Source organism: Variovorax paradoxus (assembly GCF_902712855.1).
Taxonomy (GTDB): Bacteria; Pseudomonadota; Gammaproteobacteria; order Burkholderiales; family Burkholderiaceae_C; genus Variovorax; species Variovorax paradoxus_Q.
On sequence record NZ_LR743507.1, the window covers coordinates 2,574,654 to 2,591,466 of the forward strand.

Genomic DNA, 16,813 nt, shown 5'->3' on the forward strand with positions numbered 1-16,813 from the left:
CTTTACCAAAAGGGTGAATATGAGCAGCGTCTGGCTGGTAGTGATGGGGGTGTCCGGTTGCGGCAAATCGAGCCTGGGAGCGGCGCTGGCCACGGCCCTCGGCCTTCCGCTGATAGAAGGCGACGACCACCACCCGAAGGCGAACGTCGAGAAGATGAGCCAGGGCATCGCGCTCACCGACGCCGACCGCGCCGGCTGGCTGGCCACGCTGGGCCAAGCGCTGGCCGATGCGCCGCAGGGCGCCGTGCTGACCTGCTCGGCACTCAAGCGCATCTACCGCGACCAGCTGCGCGCGGCCGTGCCCGGATTGCGCTTCGTCTTCATGGCCATCGAGCGGGCCGAATCCGAACGCAGGGTGGCCGCGCGTGCCGGCGCCGGAGAGCACATGTTCCCGGCCAGCCTCGTGGCCAACCAGTTCGCCACCCTGGAGTCGCCCGTGGGCGAGCCGCTCGTGCTGGCGGTGGACGCGACCGCTCCGCTGGCGCGGACGGTGGCGGAGACCACGGCCTGGCTGAACGCCGGTTCCGAATAATCTAGCAAGGCTCAATTATTTTTAGTTAGGAGAATTCGAAAAGGTCGATCTATGATTGAGCAAGGCTCAAGAAAAATTCGTCCATGTCCGATACCGACACGCTTCCTGCGCGCCGCACCCCGCGCGGCGAAAAATCCGGCCGCCGCATCGAAAGCCTGCTCGCGATAGCCAGAGAGCTCTTCGCCGAAAAGGGCTTCGAGCGCACCACCACGCTGGAGATCGCGCAGCGCCTCGGCGTTTCCGAGGCCACCGTCTTCACCTACTTCGGCAGCAAGCGCGAGCTGTGCCTGGAAGTCATCCGCCGCTGGTACGACCAGATCTCCGGCGAACTCGAGCGCGAGCTGCCGCCGATCAACGGCCTGCGGCCCAAGCTGGCCTTCGTGGTCCGCAAGCATCTCGTGAACCTGATGGGCGAGGGCGCCGGCCTCTGCGCGCTGGTCCTGAGCGAAGGGCGCACCGCGGATGCCGCCTTCGGCAACGTCATCGCCGACCTCAAGCGCAGGTACACCGCGCCGCTGATGCACGCGCTCGGCGCCGCGCGGGAGGCCGGCGAACTGCGCGAGGGCGTGCCCCTGCGGCTTCTGCGCGACATGGTCTACGGCGCCATGGAGCACGTGCTGTGGGACTACGTCGTCTCCGGCAGGAAGCCCGATATCGAGCAGACCGCCGCCCAGCTCACCGACATGCTGTGGAGCGCCTTCATGCCCGCCGATGCCTCGCTGGACGCGCTGTCGCAGTTCCGCGCCGAGGTCGGCGATGCGCTGCGGCGGCTCGACGCGCCGGTTCCAACACTCCAGCCGAACACCGCATCCTCATGAACGAATCCTTCACTCCTTCCGGCTTTTCCTCCCCGGCATCCGTGCCCGCGCTGCCGGAGCGCTGCGTCATCGTCGTCGACAACGCGCTGCCCGCGGGGCTGGCGGCCAACGCCGCGGCCGTTGTCGCGCTCACCGTGGGCCAGCGGCATCCGGGGCTGGTCGGCGCACCGCTGGTCGATGCCTCGGGCGGCGTGCATCCGGGGCTGATCCCGATCGGGATCGCGGTGCTCGGCGCCAGCCAGGACGAACTGGCGGCCGTGCGGCACAAGGCCATGGCCACCACCGAATGCGATGTGGTCGATTTCCCGGTGCAGGGCCAGCAGACCACCAACTACGCGGCCTTCGGCCAGGCCGTCGCCGCCGTGCCCGCGACCGACCTGCGCTATGTGGCGGTGGCGCTCATCGGCGAACGCAAGCCGCTGGGCAAGGTCGTGTCGAAGCTGGGCCTGCTGGGCTGAGCTGAGCCTGCGGGCGGACGGCTTCAGTCCGGGGCCGGGTCCAGCGTCAACCGCAGCCGCGTGACGTTCGGGTTGCCTGCGTCGCGCCGGAGCCTGAACCCCAGCTTGCGCGCGAGCGCCAGCATGGCGATGTTGTCGTAGAGCGTGATGTCCGCCAGCTGCTTTACGCCCGCCTGCGCGGCGGCGTCGATCAGCTTTCGCATCAGTCTGGCCGCCAGCCCATGGCGCTGCCATGCGTCCGCGATGACCACGGCGAACTCTGCGATGTGCACTGTCTCGGGCGTATCGCCGCGCACATAGCGCACCACGCCCATCTGCTGTTCCATGCCGTCGACTTCGGTCGTCGCGATCAGCGCCAGTTCGTGGTCGTAGTCGATGTGCGTCCAGCGCCAGAGTTCGTCGGGCTGCGGCTTGCGCGGTGACAGCAGCCGGTGATAGGCCGTTTCGCTCGACAGGCCCGCGACGAAGGCCGTGTGCATCTCGAGATCGTCGGCGAGAATCGGGCGGATGCGCACCGGTGTGCCGTCGCGCAGTTGCCAGTCCTCGACCAGATGGCTGGGGTAGTCGAGGGCTGGCATGGCATCAGCCGATCACTTCGGGCCAGTCTGTGTGGAAGAACTGGCCTTCCGGCTTGTCGGTGCGCTCGTAGGTGTGCGCGCCGAAGAAGTCGCGCTGCGCCTGCAGCAGGTTGGCCGGCAGGCGCTCGGTGCGGTAGCTGTCGTAGTAGGCCAGCGAGGCGCTGAACGCCGGCACCGGGATGCCGTTGCTCACCGCCAGCGCCACCACTTCGCGCCAGTTCTGCTGCGTGCGGTTCAGCAGGTCCTTGAAGAAGGGGTCGAGCATCAGGTTGCCCAGCGCCGGGTCGGTGCGGAACGCGTCGGTGATGCGGTTGAGGAAGCGCGCGCGAATGATGCAGCCGCCGCGCCAGATCGACGCGATGCCGCCCAGGTCGAGCTTCCATTCCTTCTTGTCGCCCATCGTCTTGATGAGGTCGAAGCCCTGCGTGTAGCTGATGACCTTGGAGGCATACAGCGCGTCGTGCACCTTGGCCACCAGCGCCTTCTTCTCGAGCGACAGCTCGATCTTCGGCCCCTGCAGCAGCTTGCTGGCACCCACGCGCGCCTTCTTCTGCGAGGACAGCACGCGCGCCTCGACGGCCGCGTTGATGGTGCTGATGACCACCGCGTTCTCGGCCGCGTTGATCAGCGTCCACTGGCCCGTGCCCTTCTGGCCGGCCTTGTCGAGGATCACGTCGACGATCGGCTTGCCGGTTTCCGGGTCCTTCTGCTCGAGCGCCTTCGCGGTGATCTGAATGAGGTAGCTCTGCAGTTCGCCGTCGTTCCACTCGTTGAAGATCGCGGCCATCTCGTCGGTGGTGAAGCCGGCTGCCTTGAACAGGCTGTAGGCCTCGCAGATGAGCTGCATGTCGCCGTACTCGATGCCGTTGTGCACCATCTTCACGTAGTGGCCGGCGCCGCCCGGGCCGATGTGGATGACGCAAGGATCGCCGTCCACCTTGGCCGCGATGCTCTCGAAGATCGGCTTCATCACCTCCCAGGTCGACAGCGGGCCGCCCGGCATGATCGACGGGCCCTTGCGCGCGCCTTCCTCGCCGCCCGACACGCCCGCGCCGATGAAGCGCAGGCCCTTGCTCGAGAGGTAGGCGTCGCGGCGCTCGGTGTCGGTGTAGAGGCTGTTGCCGCCGTCGATGACGATGTCGTCCTTCTCTAGCAGCGGAATGAGCTGCTCGATCACCTGGTCGACCGGCGCGCCGGCCTTCACCATGATCTGGATCTTGCGCGGCTTGGCCAGGCTCTGGACGAACTCCTCGAGCGTCTTGGCACCGACCAGTTTCTTGCCGGGGTTCTCGGCAATGAAGGCTTCGGTGGTGGCTTCGGTGCGGTTGTACACGCTCACCTGGAAGCCGCGGCTCTCCACGTTCAGCACGAGGTTCTGGCCCATCACGGCCAGGCCGATCAATCCGAAATCGCTTTTGTTGCTCATGACCCGTCTTGCCCTTCTTTCATGTGCGTGCGCCGGACTGCCCCGCGCACGGGTTGGTTCGCGGCACATTTTGCCGGTGTCGGGCAGTGCGCGCCGTGGGATACGGTCTATTCCCGCTTGGCAAGCAGGTGAGGCTTGGGTATGTTGGCGCGCATGAGCGACGCGCCCCCGTCCATCCACCGCTGGTCCACCGACGCCGTGCCGCCCGCGCAGCGCATGGATTACTGGGTAGGCGCGGTCTGCGAAGGGTTCCTCGAGATGGACATCACCAGCCGCGCCGGCGCCGGTTTCGGCGCCAGCCTCGAGTCGGCGCCGCTCGGCCCCATCGTGGTCAACCAGGTCCGCGGCAGCGCGCAGGCCGTGTACCGCACGCGCCGCGCCATCGCGCAGAGCCGGCACAACTACTACTACCTGCTGTGCAAGACCGACTCGGCCTGGGTCACCGTGCAGGACGGCCGTTCCGCGCGTCTGCTGCCCGGCGACGCGGTGCTGGTCGATTCGCGCCGCCTGTATGAATTCCATCTGCTGCAGTCGGCCGACACGCTGTCGCTGGAACTGCCGACCGCCTGGGTCGACGCCTGGCTGCCCGATGCCGGCGACCGCGTCGCGTGCCGCATCGACGGCCAGGCCGGCTGGGGAAGCGTGCTGAGCGGCTTCATCCGCCAGCTGTCGCCCCAGATGGCCGCCCGGCCCCCAGTGCCGGCAGGGTTGCTGGCCGACCAGCTGGGCGGCCTGCTGGCATTGGCGCTGGGGCAGGGCGCTCCGGCCGAGGCATCGGGCGACGGCCGCGCCGCGCTGCGCCGCCGCGTGTTCGATGCGACCCGCGAGCGCCTGGCGGAACCGGGCCTGACCGCCTTGGCGGTGGCGCGCGGGCTGGGCATCTCGGAGCGCAGCCTGCACCGCTGCCTCTGCGAAGGCGGCACCACCTTCGCGACCGCGCTGACCGGCTTCCGCATGCAGGTGGCGCGCCGCATGCTGGGCGACGCGCGCTTCGACCGCCTGGGCATCGCGGAGATCGGCTTCCGCGTCGGGCTGGCGGACGCCTCGCATTTCGTGCGCCTGTGCCGCCGGCACCTGGGAGCGACACCGGGCGCGCTGCGGGCCGGGCGCTGAGCCCCGGCCTGGCGCGAACCGGCCATCGGGCTGGCGCGCTTCGGCCATTTGCGGCGCGCTGCCGTTCCTACAGTCTTCCTCCGTCACAACCTAGGAGACTCCCATGTCCGACACCTATGTCATCGTCCATGGCGCCTGGCACACCGGCGCCGAGATCGAAGCCGTCGCCGACGGCGTGCGCGCGGCCGGCCACACCGTGCACTGCCCGACGCTCGCGGGCAACAACCCCGCCGACGACCGCGCGACCACCACGCTCGAAGATGCCATCGCTTCGGCCGTACGCTTCATCGAGGACCGGAACCTCACGCAGGTGCGCCTCGTGGGCCACAGCTACGGCGGCATGGTGATCTCGGGCGCGGCCGACCGCATCGCGCAGCGGCTGAAGCGGCTGGTGTACATCAACGCCTTCGTGCCGCTGGATGGCGAGTCGCTCAACGACATGGTGCCGCCGCATTACGTGACGATGTTCGACGCCGTGGCCGCGGCCAATGCCAACGCGGTGACGCTGCCCTTCGAGATCTGGCGCGAGGCCTTCATCAACGACGCCGACCTGGCGACCGCGCAGGCGGCCTACGACAAGCTGAATCCGCACCCGTACCGCACCTTCACCGACAAGATCAGGCTGAGCCAGCCGCTCGCGGCGCTGGCGCTCGGCAAGTCGTACGTCAACTGCCTGCAGGACACCGCGTTGCCGCACGGCCTGCCGTGGCATCCGCGGCTGTCGGAGCGGCTGGGGCTGTTCCGGCTGGTCGAGTGCCCGGGCAGCCACGAGATGTTCTTCTCGAACCCGCAGCGCCTGGCGCAGGCGATCGTGGAGGCCGGGCGCGACTGAGCGGCGCGTTCAGTTGCGGCCGAAGAGCGCGTCGTACACGCGGATCGACGCGTAGGCATCGTTCGCTGCGTAGCGGACCTGCGCCTCGGTAAGTTGCCTGTTGGCCCAGTTCGAGGTGGTCGCCTTGCGCGACTTGATGAAGCGGCGGTTGAACACCAGCGCCACCGCGGCCTTCACGCCCACCGACTTGCGGTAGCCGCGGTGGCGGAATTCGTTGTCGATGTCGAACACCGCGCCCGGCTCGATGTTCAGGCGGTTGCGGATCAGCGTGAGGTCGCCCGACAGGCCGAAGCCGACCTTGCGCAATTCGGTGGAGGCGATCAGCGCCGCCACCACCGGGTTGCATTCGGTGCGGTGAAGCTGGAACAGCCAGGCCGTATCTCGCGTGGAGAACTGAACCACGTGCGGACCGCCCGAGACTTCGTTCTTCGCGAAGGTGGGCTTGGACTCGGTGTCGAAGCCTGCGATGCCGGCCGCCAGCAGCGTGGCGGCGGCGCGCTCGGCATCCTGCAATGTGGCCACGACCACGATGTCCTTCAGGCCCAGGCCTTCGAAGGGTTCGAGCAGCGCGATCTGCTCGCGCTCGGGCAAGGGCGGGAGCGCGCGGATTTGCTCGCTCACCGGGAGGCTGCTTTCGTCGTCTTTTTCTTCACTGTGGTTTTCTTCACGGCGGTTTTCTTTGGGGGCGCTTTTTTGGCGGGCGCCTTCTTGGCCGCCGCCTTCCTGGCAGCGGGCGGTTTCCTGGGTTTGGGCGGCTGGCCCGAGCGCAGTGCCGACTCGTAGGCCAGCCGGCCCCAGCGCGCGGCTTCCTCGCGGTCCTCGAACAGGTCGGCCGGTGCCTGCCGGTACGACATCGGCATCGACTTGCCCTGGCGGCGCATGTACGTGAAGGGCGGCAGGTTCAGCCGGTCGAAATGCGGCGCGCTTTCGGCGTCGGACTTCAGATACAGCGTGTCGCCGGTGACCAGCGCGAACATGCGGCCCTCGTGATAGATGCCGTAACCGCCGAACATGCGGCGGGCCTCGATGCGGCCCAGCCGCTCGAAGGTCTCGTGGAGGCTGTCGACGAACGCGCTCATCCAACAACCTCCGTGCTTCGCACTGCGGTGCGAGCTTGCTCGGGGCGGCCCTGCGCTGCGCTCATGCGGTGATCTCGATGCGGTTGCCGTCCGGGTCGAGCACCACGCTCTCGTAGTAGCCGTCGCCTGTGCGGCGCGGGCCGTCGAGCAGGGGATAGCCGTCGGCCTTCAGGCGCTGCGTGAGGGTGTCCACGGCTTCGTCGGAGCCCACGCTGATCGCGAGGTGCGTCCAGCCCATGCGTTGCGCGCCGGCCTCCGCCGTGACGGGCTGCAGCGTGCTCGTGGTCATGGCCTCGATGCGCGCGCCGTCGCCCAGGCTCAGGAAGCAAGAGGCGAACCCCTTGGCCGGGTTGGCATAGCCCGCGCCTGCGGTGGCGCCGAAGTAGTCGACGTAGAAGCGCTTGCAGCGTTCGAGGTCGGTGGTCCAGAGTGCGATGTGGTCGATGCGCATGGCAGATGAGAAAGGGTGCGCGAGGAAGCGGCTCAGCCCAGGCGCCACGGCGGGCGCGAGGGCGACCAATGGTAGGCGATGCGTTCGCGGCCGCTGGTGGGATGCCGGTCGACCGAACCGCGCTCGAGGCCATAGCGTTCGTAGAAGCGCTGCGCGCTCGTGTTGGTGGTGGCCACGTGCAGGCGCCAGCCGGAGGGCATGCGCACGCAGGCCTCGTCGAGCAGCGCCTTGCCCAGTCCCTGGTTGCGCAGGTGCGGTTCCACGAACAGCTGCGCCACGTACTCGCGCCGTGCCAGCAGCACCATGAAGGCCAGCACCTGACCGTCGCGCTCCGCCAGGACCACGTCGGCAGGCGGGCCGAATTCGGTGTGCACGCGATGCAGCCAGTGGTCCACGGGCTCGACGAAGGCGGCGCCGCGGTTGGCCGAGATCCAGGCGCGGCGCCAGATGCCGGCCAGCACCATGCTCTCCTCGGCGGAGCCATCGCGCGACCGCAACTGGAAGGCAGGAATCTGGGCGGCGGACATGCGAACCATGATACGGCTCGCGAAGGCCCCGTGCAGGTCAGGCTTGCCCGAATGCCGACCAGTCCTTGCCGCCCATTCCGCGGTCGATGGCGGCGTGCATGCGCTGCTGCACGATGCGCGCGGCGGGTAGCGCGACCTGCCTTGCCGCCGCCGCGTCGAGCGCAAGGTCCACGTCCTTGAGCCCCAGGGTGAGCTTGAAGCCCGCCTCGTAGGCGCCGGTGGCGATGCGCTTGCCGTAGCGCTGGTAGCTCGGGCTCGCGAACAGCGTGGTGGTCACGATGTCGAGAAAGTCGGCCCCCGCCAGCCCGTAGGACTCACCCAGCGCCACGGCCTCGGACATGGCCTCGATGGCCAGCGAGATCATCATGTTGCCCGCGATCTTGGCCACGTTGGCGCGCAGCGGATCGTCGCCGAGCGGCCAGACGCGCTGGCCCATGGCGTCGAACAGCGGGCGCACGGTGGCCAGGGCCTGCGCGGGTCCGGCGGCGACGATGTTGAGCTTCGCCGCGGCGGCAACAGCCGGTATGCCGAACACCGGTGCGGCGACGTAGGCCACGCCCGCCTCGGCGTGCAGCGCGACCAGCTCCGCGGCCAGCGCGGGCGAGATCGTTGCCATCATCACGTGCACGCAGCCGGGCCTCGCCGAGCGCAGCGCGCCCGAGTCGACGACCACGCTGCGCACCGCTGCGTCGTCGGCCAGCATGGTGAGCACGACATCCCGCTGGAAGGCCTCGGCCGGCGACCCGAGCACCGTGACGCCCTGCAACGCCCTGGCGGGTTCAGGATTGCGGTTCCACACCCCCACGTCGTGGCCCGCCGCGACGAGGTTCGGCACCATCGCCGCGCCCATGCTGCCGATGCCGATGAATGCTGTGTCCATTGATTCGATCTCCGAGATGAAAGCCGGGCAGTCTGCCGTCGCGCACGCTGCGCGGGTAGTGCGTGCGAATGCAAAAACGCTATACGCTCGCCGCATGCAAAAGACCCCGGCCACCGCAGCCGCAGACCGCATCGAGCTGCTGCAGACCTTCGTTCGCATCGTCGAGGCGGGCAGCCTGTCGGCGGCGGCGCAGCAGATCGGCGCGACGCAGCCCACGGTGAGCCGGCGGCTCCAGGCGCTCGAGCGCTCGCTCGGCGCGAAGCTGCTTCAGCGTTCCACCCACGCGATGAACCTCACCGAGGACGGCGAGCGCTGCTACGAGCGGGCGAAGGACATGGTGACCCACTGGGACGCCCTGCAGTCCGACCTGCGGGGTTCGCACGACGACCCCGAAGGCACGTTGCGCGTGGTGGCGCCGCACGCCTTCGGCCAGCACCAGCTGCTGGGCCCGCTCGCGGCCTTCCTGCGGCGCCATCCGCGCGTGCGCGTCGAATGGATGCTGCGCGACGGCACGCCCGACTTCATCACCGAGAACATCGACTGCGCGATCCAGGTCGGCGAGGTGACCGACCCTTCGGTCATCGCGATCAAGCTGGCCGACGTTCCGCGCATCGTGGCCGCGGCACCGTCGGTGTTCGGCGGTGCCGAACCGCCGGCGAGCGTCGAGGCGCTGGGCGCTTTGCCGTGGGTGGCGCTCAGCATGTACTACCGCGAGGAGATCGAGCTGCGCTGCCTTCACAGCGGTGAGCAGCGCCGCATCGCCATTCGCCCCCAGATGACGACCGACAGCCTCTATGCGCTTCGCAACGCTGCCCTGATGGGGCTCGGCGTGTGCGCGGCTTCGGCGTGGGTGCTGCGCGAGGACATCGCACGCGGCGACCTCGTGCACCTGCTGCCGACCTGGCAAGCCTCGCCGCTGCCGATGTACCTGGTCTATCCGCCCGCGCGCTTCTATCCGGTGCGGTTGCGCCGCTTCCTGGACATGGTGCGCGAGGCGATGCCGGACACCGTCGGCGAGCGCGGGCTCATCGGGCCCTGAGCTCGCCGCTCAGGCGCGCAGCGTCTGCGCGTGGTGCGCGATGTGGTCGGCCATGAAGCTCTGGATGAAGTAGTAGCCGTGGTCGTAGCCCGCGTGGCGCCGCAGCGTGAGCGGCTGGCCGGCCGCGAAGCATGCGGCCTCGAACGCTTCGGGGTGCAGCTGCTCGGCCAGGAATTTGTCGTCCAGCCCCTGGTCGATGAGGATGCCCTGCGGGTAGGGCGCGCTCACCTGCGACTTCATGAGCGCGCTGGCGTCGTGTGCCAGCCACTGCGCACGGTCGGCGCCGGGCTCTCCCAGGTAGCCGCCGAACGCCTTCTCGCCCCACGGGCATTGCGTGGGTGCGCAGATCGGTGCAAAGGCCGAGAGCGACCTGAAACGCCCCGGATGCCGCAGCGCGAGAGTGAGCGCGCCGTGGCCGCCCATCGAATGGCCGAAGATGCCGATGCGCTCGCCGTCGACGGCGAAGCGCTGCGCCACCAGCGGCAGCAGCTCGTGCACGATCCAGCTCTCCATGCGCCAGCGCCCGGCCCACGGTTCGGCCAGCGCGTCGAGGTAGAAGCCGGCACCGATGCCGAAGTCCCAGTGGTCCTTGGCGCCGGGAATGGCTTCGACCTCTGCGCCGCGCGGGCTGGTGTCGGGCGCGATCAGCGCGATGCCCAGGCTGGCCGCCATGCGCTGTGCGCCGGCCTTCACCGCGAAGGTCTCCTCGTTGCAGGTCAGGCCTGCGAGGTAGAGCAGGGCGGGCACGCGCTCATGCGCGGCCTGCGGCGGCAGGTAGAGCGAGAAACGCATCGGCAGGCCGATCTCGTGCGACGCATGCTCGTGAAAGCTCTGCACGCCGCCGAAGGCCTGGTGCGAGGAGAGGGTCTTGGGGCTGTTGTCGGTCATGGGGAGTCAGTTCTTGCGCAGTGCGGGCACCAGCTCGAGCACCGCGTCGGCAAAGATGCGCGGCGCCTCCTGGGGCATGTTGTGGCCGGTGCCGGGCACGAGACGGTGGGAGCGCGGTCCGCCGAAGCGGTGCGCGTGGGCCGACGCCTCGGCGGGCGGGCGAACACCGTCGTCGATGCCGTCGAAGGTGATGGCGGGCACGCCGATGACGGGCTGGGCCGCCAGGCGGCGTTCGATGTCGGCATAGGCCGGATCGCCCGGCACGAGGCCGAAGCGGTGCCGGTACGAATGGATCACCACGTCCACGAAGTCGGGGTGGTCGAACGCTGCGGCGCTGCGCTCGAAGGTGGCATCGTCGAATTTCCAGGTCGGCGACCACAGCTTCCACAGCAGCTTCGTGAGCGCCTTGCGGTCCTTCTGGAGACCAGCGCGGCCGCGCTCGCTGTGGAAGTAGTACTGGTACCAGAGGCTGTGCTCGTTGTCCGGCGTGTCCGGCTCCATCGACTTCGCGATGTTCTGGATGTTGTAGCTGTTCAGGGACACCAGCCCCGCGCAGCGTTCGGGCCACAGCGCCGCGACCACGCACGCGGCACGGCCGCCCCAGTCGTAGCCGGCCAGCACCGCGCGATCGATCTTCAGCGCGTCGAGCAGCGCCAGCAGGTCGGCGCCGAAGGCGGCCTGTTCGCCCGAGCGCGGCGTGGCCTCGCTCAGGAAGCGCGTCCCGCCATAGCCGCGCATGTACGGCACGATCACGCGGCAGCCCGCGTCGGCCAGCATGGGAGCGACCTCGGCGTACGTGTGGATGTCGTACGGGAAGCCGTGCATCAGCAGCACCGGCGGCCCGTCCGCCGGGCCGGCTTCGAAGTAGGCGACCTCGAGCACGCCGGCCTCGATGCTTCGCAAGGGTTCCATTCTTTCGATCACGAGATCACCTCCACGGAGAGAGCCGGTATTGGTCCAGGAACACCGCGGAACCGGCTTCGCCGGGCCGCAGGTGTTGCCCCCTGAAAGGGGGAAGGAGAAGCGACACGAAGTGCGCGAAGCCTGGGGGTCAGTAGATGACGACGCCGCGGATCGACTCGCCGCGCTTCATGAGGTCGAAGCCCTTGTTGATGTCCTCGAGCGGCATGGTGTGCGTGATGAGGTCGTCGATGTTGATCTTGTTTTCCATGTACCAGTCGACGATCTTCGGCACGTCGGTGCGTCCGCGTGCGCCGCCGAAGGCCGAGCCTTCCCACTTGCGACCCGTGACCAGCTGGAACGGGCGCGTGCTGATTTCCGCGCCGGCCTCGGCCACGCCGATGATGATGCTGCGGCCCCAGCCCTTGTGCGTGCATTCGAGCGCCTGACGCATCACCTTCGTGTTGCCGATGCACTCGAAGCTGTAGTCGGCACCGCCGTCGGTCAGCTGCACGATGGCGTCGACCACGTTCTCGGTGTCCTTGGGATTGATGAAGTGAGTCATGCCGAACTTGCGGGCCATGGCTTCGCGCTCGGGGTTCAGGTCGATGCCGATGATCTTGTCGGCGCCCACCATCTTGGCGCCCTGGATCACGTTCAGGCCGATGCCGCCGAGGCCGAACACCACCACGTTGGCGCCGGCTTCCACCTTGGCCGTGAAGATCACCGCGCCGATGCCGGTGGTCACGCCGCAGCCGATGTAGCAGACCTTGTCGAACGGAGCGTCCTCGCGGATCTTGGCCAGCGAGATCTCGGGTGCGACCGTGTAGTTGCTGAACGTGCTCGTGCCCATGTAGTGGAAGATGGGCTTGCCGTCGAGGCTGAAGCGCGAGGTGGCGTCCGGCATCAAGCCCTTGCCCTGCGTGCCGCGGATCAGCTGGCACAGGTTGGTCTTGCGGCTCAGGCAGAACTTGCACTGGCGGCATTCGGGCGTGTACAGCGGAATGACGTGGTCGCCCTTCTTGAGCGTGGTCACGCCGGGGCCGACATCGACCACGATGCCCGCGCCTTCGTGGCCGAGGATGGCGGGGAAGATGCCTTCGGGGTCGGCGCCCGAGAGCGTGTAGTAGTCGGTGTGGCAGATCCCCGTGGCCTTGATCTCGACCAGAACTTCGCCGAACTTCGGGCCTTCGAGGTCCACGGTTTCGATGGTGAGCGGGGCTCCGGATTTCCACGCGACGGCGGCTTTGGTTTTCATGGTGTTGGGTTCTTCAGAAAGCGGAAGGGATGAGGATACTCAGGCAGGGCCAGCAGGGAAGATACCCGACATGCCGATGAACCCGTGCAGGTGGCGGAAATCCCAGACCCAGTTGCGCAGTGCGGGAAATTCGTCGAGCGCGATGCCGCCTTCGCCGGCCAGCGCGACATAGGGGAAGCAGGCGAGGTCGGCAATCGTCGGCCCGGTCGCCGGGGCCAGCCAGCGCAGGCCGTTGGCCGCCTGTTCCGCGAGGTGGTCGTCGAGCACCCGGAATACCGCGCGGGCGCCCGCGCGGCAGGCTTCGATGTCGAGGTGGTCGTAGCCCAGCGCGTCGTGCAGCCGCGCGGCCGAGGCGGTGCGGGTGATCTCGTCGGCGGTGGCCAGCCACATCGCGACCTGGCCGCGCAGCTTCGGGTCGGCGGGATGCCACCGGCCTTGCGTGTCGTAGCGGCTGGCGAGGTACACGAGGATGGCTTGCGCGTCGCGCAGCACGAAGCCGTCGTCGTCGATCACCGGCAACTGGCCGAGCGGATTCACGTGGGCCAGGAACGCCGCGGACTTGTGCTCGCGGCCCGGGTGGAAATCGACCGGCACCGTCTCGAACGCCACGCCGAGCCATGCCAGCATCTGGCGCACCTTGAAGCAGTTGCCAGACAGCGGGTAGTCGTACAGCTTCATCGTCATGCGGCGGCCCTCGTGCCGAAGCGCATGCCGCGTTCGCGCAGCCAGCGCCGGTAGGTGACAGACGAGGTGTCGCCGCGCGTCGGCGTCTCGGCGCGGCCCTCGAGCGGCATGCGCTTGAAGGCATGGTTCTCGAGGATCGGCTTGTCCTGCCCGAAGATGGTTTGCTGGAAGGCGATGAGTTCGGCGTCGGTCGAGACGTCGTCGTAGCAGGCCAGCAGCGTGTGGGCGATGACGCGTTCCTCGTCGACTGGCTGCAGGAAGATGCCTATCGCGTCGAGTTCGCCCGCGCGGGAGCTCGACTTGTAGAGCATGGCCGAGAAGGGCTGCATCACGCGGTACTTGTAGAACACCTCGCTGCCCGAATCGTGTGCGGCCGACGCGCGCGGCTGCCAGAAGCGGCAGTCGGTGGCCCAGATCTCGCCGGTGGCGGGCTCGATGTTCACCTGGTACTGCGCGACTTCGGTGTGCGGCACCTTGCCGAGGTAGTCGGCGTGAACGAACGGGAAATGCGCCATGTCCAGAAAGTTCTCGATCACGCGCAGGCCCGACACCGCGACGCCGATGCCACCGCAATCGATGGCGCGGCGGCCCGGTTCGCCGTACTCGGGGAAGTCGAACAACGGCCGCGCAGGACGGCCGCTGGGGCAGACCCAGAAATGACCGTAGCGCGATTGCACGGCCAGGGGCCGCTCGCCCAGGCGGCATTGCGGCGTGCCGTCCGCGTCGCTCCAGAGCCGCACGGTTTCGCCGAGCAGGCGGGTGGTGCGTGGCTCGGGCGTGGCAGAGCCGGCCACGAGCCAGTCGTCGAGCATGTTGGGATCGTCGGTGGCGAAGGGCATGGTGTCTTTCATTCCGGTGTCGGCAAGGCTTCGATGTCGCCGCGCAGGCTGCGCGCGGCGGCGTGCAGGTTCTTCATGGCGTCGGAACCGGGGGCGGCGTCGCTCCACAGGTGAACGAAGGCGAGGGCGGGTTGCGCGTCGAGGACGAGGGCGGCTGCCCGCGTGCCGCCGAGTCGGCCGGTCCAGGCGCCGGTGGCATCGTCGAAGGAGAGTCCGCGCCGCTGCATCGCGGCGCGCACGGCGCCGGCGGAGGCGCGCGCCGTCAGCGTGCGGCAGAAGTGCCATCCGGCGGGGATGGCATCGGCCAGTGCGGACGGCGCCGGCGGGGCCTCGGGCGACAGATGGACCCACAGCATGCCCGCAGCTTCGGCCACCGCGAAGGTCTTCGCGCAGACATTGCGCGGCGCCTGCATGGCCGGGTGCGCCGGAATGCTCGTGCACTGGCCGCTGCCGGCAGCGTATTGCCAGCCGTGGTACGCGCAGGACAGCCGGTTACCGACGACCTGGCCCAGGGTGAAGCGCACGCTGCGGTGCGGGCAGCGGTTCTCCCAGGCCTGGGGCGTGCCGTCGGCGGCGCGCCAGAGCGCGAGTTCCTGGCCTTCGGCGAAGCCGGCGACGATGTTGGCGCCGGGGCGCAGGTCGGCCGCGCGCGCAACCGGATGCCATCGGGCAGTGTCTTGTATGTCGTTCATTGGATCGTGGAGTGGCCGTGGGGTGCGCCATGCGGGGCTGGCGCCGGTGATACCGTACCGCTTCCACCGCACCGATGAAAGCCACATGAAGAGACGCAACTTTTCATTCATGAAACGCCGGGCGCCATGAGCCGCATCGACCTCGCCCTGGTCGAGGCGTTCGCACTGGTGGCCAGGAGCGGCAGCCTCACCCGGGCCGAAAGCCTCTCGGGAACTTCCAAGGCCACGCTGAGCCGGCAGCTCACGCGGCTCGAGGAACTGCTGGGCGCGCAGCTGCTGATGCGCAGCCCGCGAAGCATCACGCCCACCGAGGCGGGCCGCGCCTTTCTGCTGCGGGCGGAGGGCCTGCTCGACGAAGTGACCGGCCGGCTCGAAGCGGCGAGCACCGAGATCCACGAGCTGACGACGGGTGTCTCGGGCGGCCTGTCCTTGCTTTCGGACACGCAGTTCAGCACCTCCTTCGTCTGCCACGTGGTCAAGCTCTTCCTGGAATCGCACCCGAACGTGCGCTGCCAGCTCGACGTGGCCAGCGGCTTCCACGCGCCGCGCGTGGGCGACGTCGACTGTTATGTGTGCTCCGAGCCGCCGGATGCACCGAACCTCGTGGCCAAGCTGCTGGGGCGGCTGAACTACGGCCTCTACGCGAGCCCGCAGTACCTGTCGCGCCACGGCGTGCCGTCGACGCCGGAAGACCTGGCGCGGCACCAGTCGATCGTGATGAAGGAGCCATCCGTGGAACGCGCGCAGGTGTTGCTGGTGTCTGGCGCGTCGAGCTTCGCCTTCCGGCCTGAGGCCGCCTTCGAGACCAACGACCACTGGGTGATGAAGACCTTCTGCATCGATGGCCTCGGCATCGCGCTGCTGCCGGCCTTCTTCGTGCGCCCCGAAGCGGAGCAGGGCGTGCTCGTGCCGGTGCTGCCCGCATGGCAGCCCGAGCCGCGCCGCATCTATTGCGCCTACCAGCGCCAGCGCTACATGGGCCAGAAGCTGCGCGCCTTCGTCGACCTGATGGCGCGCTGCGTGGTGGACATCGACTCTTACAACTACTACGTGGGTTCGTCGGCCGGCCGGCGCCGCAAGGCGGCTGCAAGACCATAATCGTCGTCCGGCAGACAGACCCGACCCTCATCCATCATGAAGAAAATCCTCGTCCTCAACGGCCCCAACCTCAACCTGCTCGGCACGCGCGAGCCCGAACAGTATGGGCGCGACACCCTGGCCGACGTCGAACGCCTGTGCAAGGAAACCGGCGCGAAGCACGGCGTCGACATCGAATGCCGCCAGTCGAACCACGAGGGCGTGCTGATCGACTGGATCCAGGAAGCGGGCCGCGAAGTGGCCGCGGGCAACCTGCTCGGCGTGGTCATGAACCCCGGCGCCTACACGCACACTTCCATCGCGCTGCACGACGCCATCAAGGGCGCGAGCGTGCCGCTGATCGAACTGCACATCTCGAACGTGCATGCGCGCGAAGAGTTCCGCCACCACTCCTACATCTCGCCCGCGGCGAAGGGCATCATCGTGGGGCTCGGCGTGAAGGGCTACACCCTCGCCATCGCGGCCCTGGTCCCCTGAGAGCGATTTTTCGCGAACACCACGCGACGGCCCAGGGGGCCGCGGGTGTCGGGGCCAAAGCCAGAAACACCGCGGAACCGGCTTCGCCGGGCCGCAGGTGTTGCCCCCGGTAGGGGGAAGGAGTAGCGACACGAAGTGCGCGCATCCTGGGGGCGAGCTCAGGAACACCGAGGAACCGGCTTTGCCGGGCCTCTGGTGTTGCCCCCGGTAGGGGGAAGGAGAAGCGACACGAAGTGCGCGCATC

At 68.5% G+C, this 16,813-nt stretch carries 21 protein-coding genes; 8 read left to right on the forward strand and 13 right to left on the reverse strand.

All coding sequences use genetic code 11. From position 1 onward, the window contains the following. Positions 1-19: 19 nt before the first annotated feature. The 3 genes from AACL56_RS11620 to AACL56_RS11630 all read left to right on the forward strand — a co-directional run bounded on the left by AACL56_RS11620 (position 20) and on the right by AACL56_RS11630 (position 1,808). Positions 20-532 carry a gluconokinase gene (locus AACL56_RS11620; RefSeq protein WP_339089983.1) on the forward strand — a complete coding sequence of 171 codons (513 nt, stop codon included), beginning with the start codon at positions 20-22 and terminating at the stop codon, positions 530-532. An 83-nt stretch (positions 533-615) separates the two neighbouring features. Continuing rightward, positions 616-1,350 carry a TetR/AcrR family transcriptional regulator gene (locus AACL56_RS11625; protein WP_339089984.1) on the forward strand — a complete coding sequence of 245 codons (735 nt, stop codon included), beginning with the start codon at positions 616-618 and terminating at the stop codon, positions 1,348-1,350. Then, positions 1,347-1,808 carry a DUF2000 domain-containing protein gene (locus AACL56_RS11630; RefSeq protein WP_339089985.1) on the forward strand — a complete coding sequence of 154 codons (462 nt, stop codon included), beginning with the start codon at positions 1,347-1,349 and terminating at the stop codon, positions 1,806-1,808. The genes AACL56_RS11625 and AACL56_RS11630 overlap by 4 nt, the downstream gene beginning before the upstream one ends. Positions 1,809-1,831: 23 nt before the next feature. Here the strand turns inward: AACL56_RS11630 and AACL56_RS11635 are convergent, their stop codons facing one another. Next, complete coding sequence (locus AACL56_RS11635; RefSeq protein WP_339089986.1) at positions 1,832-2,386, reverse strand: GNAT family N-acetyltransferase; 555 nt, start codon at positions 2,384-2,386, stop codon at positions 1,832-1,834. A 4-nt stretch (positions 2,387-2,390) separates the two neighbouring features. After that, positions 2,391-3,812, reverse strand: coding sequence for a decarboxylating NADP(+)-dependent phosphogluconate dehydrogenase (gnd, locus tag AACL56_RS11640; RefSeq protein WP_339089987.1), 1,422 nt, complete (start codon positions 3,810-3,812; stop codon positions 2,391-2,393). Positions 3,813-3,965: 153 nt separating this feature from the next. Between gnd and AACL56_RS11645 the strand changes: the two genes are divergently transcribed. Further along, positions 3,966-4,925 (forward strand): helix-turn-helix domain-containing protein, encoded by a 960-nt coding sequence (locus tag AACL56_RS11645; protein ID WP_339089988.1) that lies wholly within the window; start codon positions 3,966-3,968, stop codon positions 4,923-4,925. A gap of 103 nt (positions 4,926-5,028) precedes the next feature. After that, positions 5,029-5,757 carry an alpha/beta fold hydrolase gene (locus tag AACL56_RS11650; RefSeq protein ID WP_339089989.1) on the forward strand — a complete coding sequence of 243 codons (729 nt, stop codon included), beginning with the start codon at positions 5,029-5,031 and terminating at the stop codon, positions 5,755-5,757. Between the two features lie 9 nt (positions 5,758-5,766). Here AACL56_RS11650 and AACL56_RS11655 read toward each other — a convergent pair whose 3' ends face one another. The 5 genes from AACL56_RS11655 to AACL56_RS11675 all read right to left on the reverse strand — a co-directional run bounded on the left by AACL56_RS11655 (position 5,767) and on the right by AACL56_RS11675 (position 8,694). Beyond that, positions 5,767-6,378, reverse strand: coding sequence for a 3'-5' exonuclease (locus AACL56_RS11655; protein WP_339089990.1), 612 nt, complete (start codon positions 6,376-6,378; stop codon positions 5,767-5,769). Next, entirely contained in the window at positions 6,375-6,836 is a 462-nt protein-coding gene (locus AACL56_RS11660; RefSeq protein WP_339089991.1) for a TfoX/Sxy family protein, read from the reverse strand. Before AACL56_RS11660 ends, AACL56_RS11655 begins: the two co-directional genes overlap by 4 nt. Positions 6,837-6,897: 61 nt before the next feature. Continuing rightward, complete coding sequence (locus AACL56_RS11665) at positions 6,898-7,287, reverse strand: VOC family protein (RefSeq protein WP_339089992.1); 390 nt, start codon at positions 7,285-7,287, stop codon at positions 6,898-6,900. A 32-nt stretch (positions 7,288-7,319) separates the two neighbouring features. Then, positions 7,320-7,814 carry a GNAT family N-acetyltransferase gene (locus AACL56_RS11670; protein WP_339089993.1) on the reverse strand — a complete coding sequence of 165 codons (495 nt, stop codon included), beginning with the start codon at positions 7,812-7,814 and terminating at the stop codon, positions 7,320-7,322. A gap of 37 nt (positions 7,815-7,851) precedes the next feature. Next, entirely contained in the window at positions 7,852-8,694 is an 843-nt protein-coding gene (locus AACL56_RS11675) for an NAD(P)-dependent oxidoreductase (RefSeq protein ID WP_339089994.1), read from the reverse strand. 94 nt (positions 8,695-8,788) lie between these two features. Between AACL56_RS11675 and AACL56_RS11680 the strand changes: the two genes are divergently transcribed. Next, positions 8,789-9,733, forward strand: a complete 945-nt coding sequence (locus tag AACL56_RS11680) for a LysR family transcriptional regulator (RefSeq protein ID WP_339089995.1) — start codon at positions 8,789-8,791, stop codon at positions 9,731-9,733. Positions 9,734-9,742: 9 nt separating this feature from the next. Here the strand turns inward: AACL56_RS11680 and fghA are convergent, their stop codons facing one another. From fghA to AACL56_RS11710, 6 genes are all read right to left on the reverse strand, one after another. Further along, positions 9,743-10,621 (reverse strand): S-formylglutathione hydrolase, encoded by an 879-nt coding sequence (gene fghA / locus AACL56_RS11685; protein ID WP_339089996.1) that lies wholly within the window; start codon positions 10,619-10,621, stop codon positions 9,743-9,745. A 6-nt stretch (positions 10,622-10,627) separates the two neighbouring features. Next, positions 10,628-11,542 carry an alpha/beta hydrolase gene (locus AACL56_RS11690; protein ID WP_339092854.1) on the reverse strand — a complete coding sequence of 305 codons (915 nt, stop codon included), beginning with the start codon at positions 11,540-11,542 and terminating at the stop codon, positions 10,628-10,630. A 130-nt stretch (positions 11,543-11,672) separates the two neighbouring features. Then, positions 11,673-12,779, reverse strand: a complete 1,107-nt coding sequence (locus AACL56_RS11695; protein WP_339089997.1) for an S-(hydroxymethyl)glutathione dehydrogenase/class III alcohol dehydrogenase — start codon at positions 12,777-12,779, stop codon at positions 11,673-11,675. Between the two features lie 39 nt (positions 12,780-12,818). Further along, complete coding sequence (locus AACL56_RS11700; RefSeq protein ID WP_339089998.1) at positions 12,819-13,463, reverse strand: glutathione S-transferase family protein; 645 nt, start codon at positions 13,461-13,463, stop codon at positions 12,819-12,821. Beyond that, positions 13,460-14,302, reverse strand: a complete 843-nt coding sequence (locus AACL56_RS11705) for an aromatic ring-hydroxylating dioxygenase subunit alpha (RefSeq protein ID WP_339089999.1) — start codon at positions 14,300-14,302, stop codon at positions 13,460-13,462. The genes AACL56_RS11700 and AACL56_RS11705 overlap by 4 nt, the downstream gene beginning before the upstream one ends. A gap of 8 nt (positions 14,303-14,310) precedes the next feature. Beyond that, a complete protein-coding gene (locus AACL56_RS11710; RefSeq protein ID WP_339090000.1) occupies positions 14,311-14,994 on the reverse strand; it encodes a Rieske (2Fe-2S) protein in 684 nt (227 codons plus the stop codon). Positions 14,995-15,120: 126 nt separating this feature from the next. Here AACL56_RS11710 and AACL56_RS11715 point away from each other — a divergent pair, with 126 nt between their 5' ends. Both AACL56_RS11715 and aroQ read left to right on the forward strand, forming a co-directional pair. Beyond that, a complete protein-coding gene (locus AACL56_RS11715) occupies positions 15,121-16,092 on the forward strand; it encodes a LysR family transcriptional regulator (protein WP_339090001.1) in 972 nt (323 codons plus the stop codon). A gap of 36 nt (positions 16,093-16,128) precedes the next feature. Then, positions 16,129-16,569 carry a type II 3-dehydroquinate dehydratase gene (gene aroQ / locus AACL56_RS11720; RefSeq protein WP_339090002.1) on the forward strand — a complete coding sequence of 147 codons (441 nt, stop codon included), beginning with the start codon at positions 16,129-16,131 and terminating at the stop codon, positions 16,567-16,569. Positions 16,570-16,813: the final 244 nt, after the last annotated feature.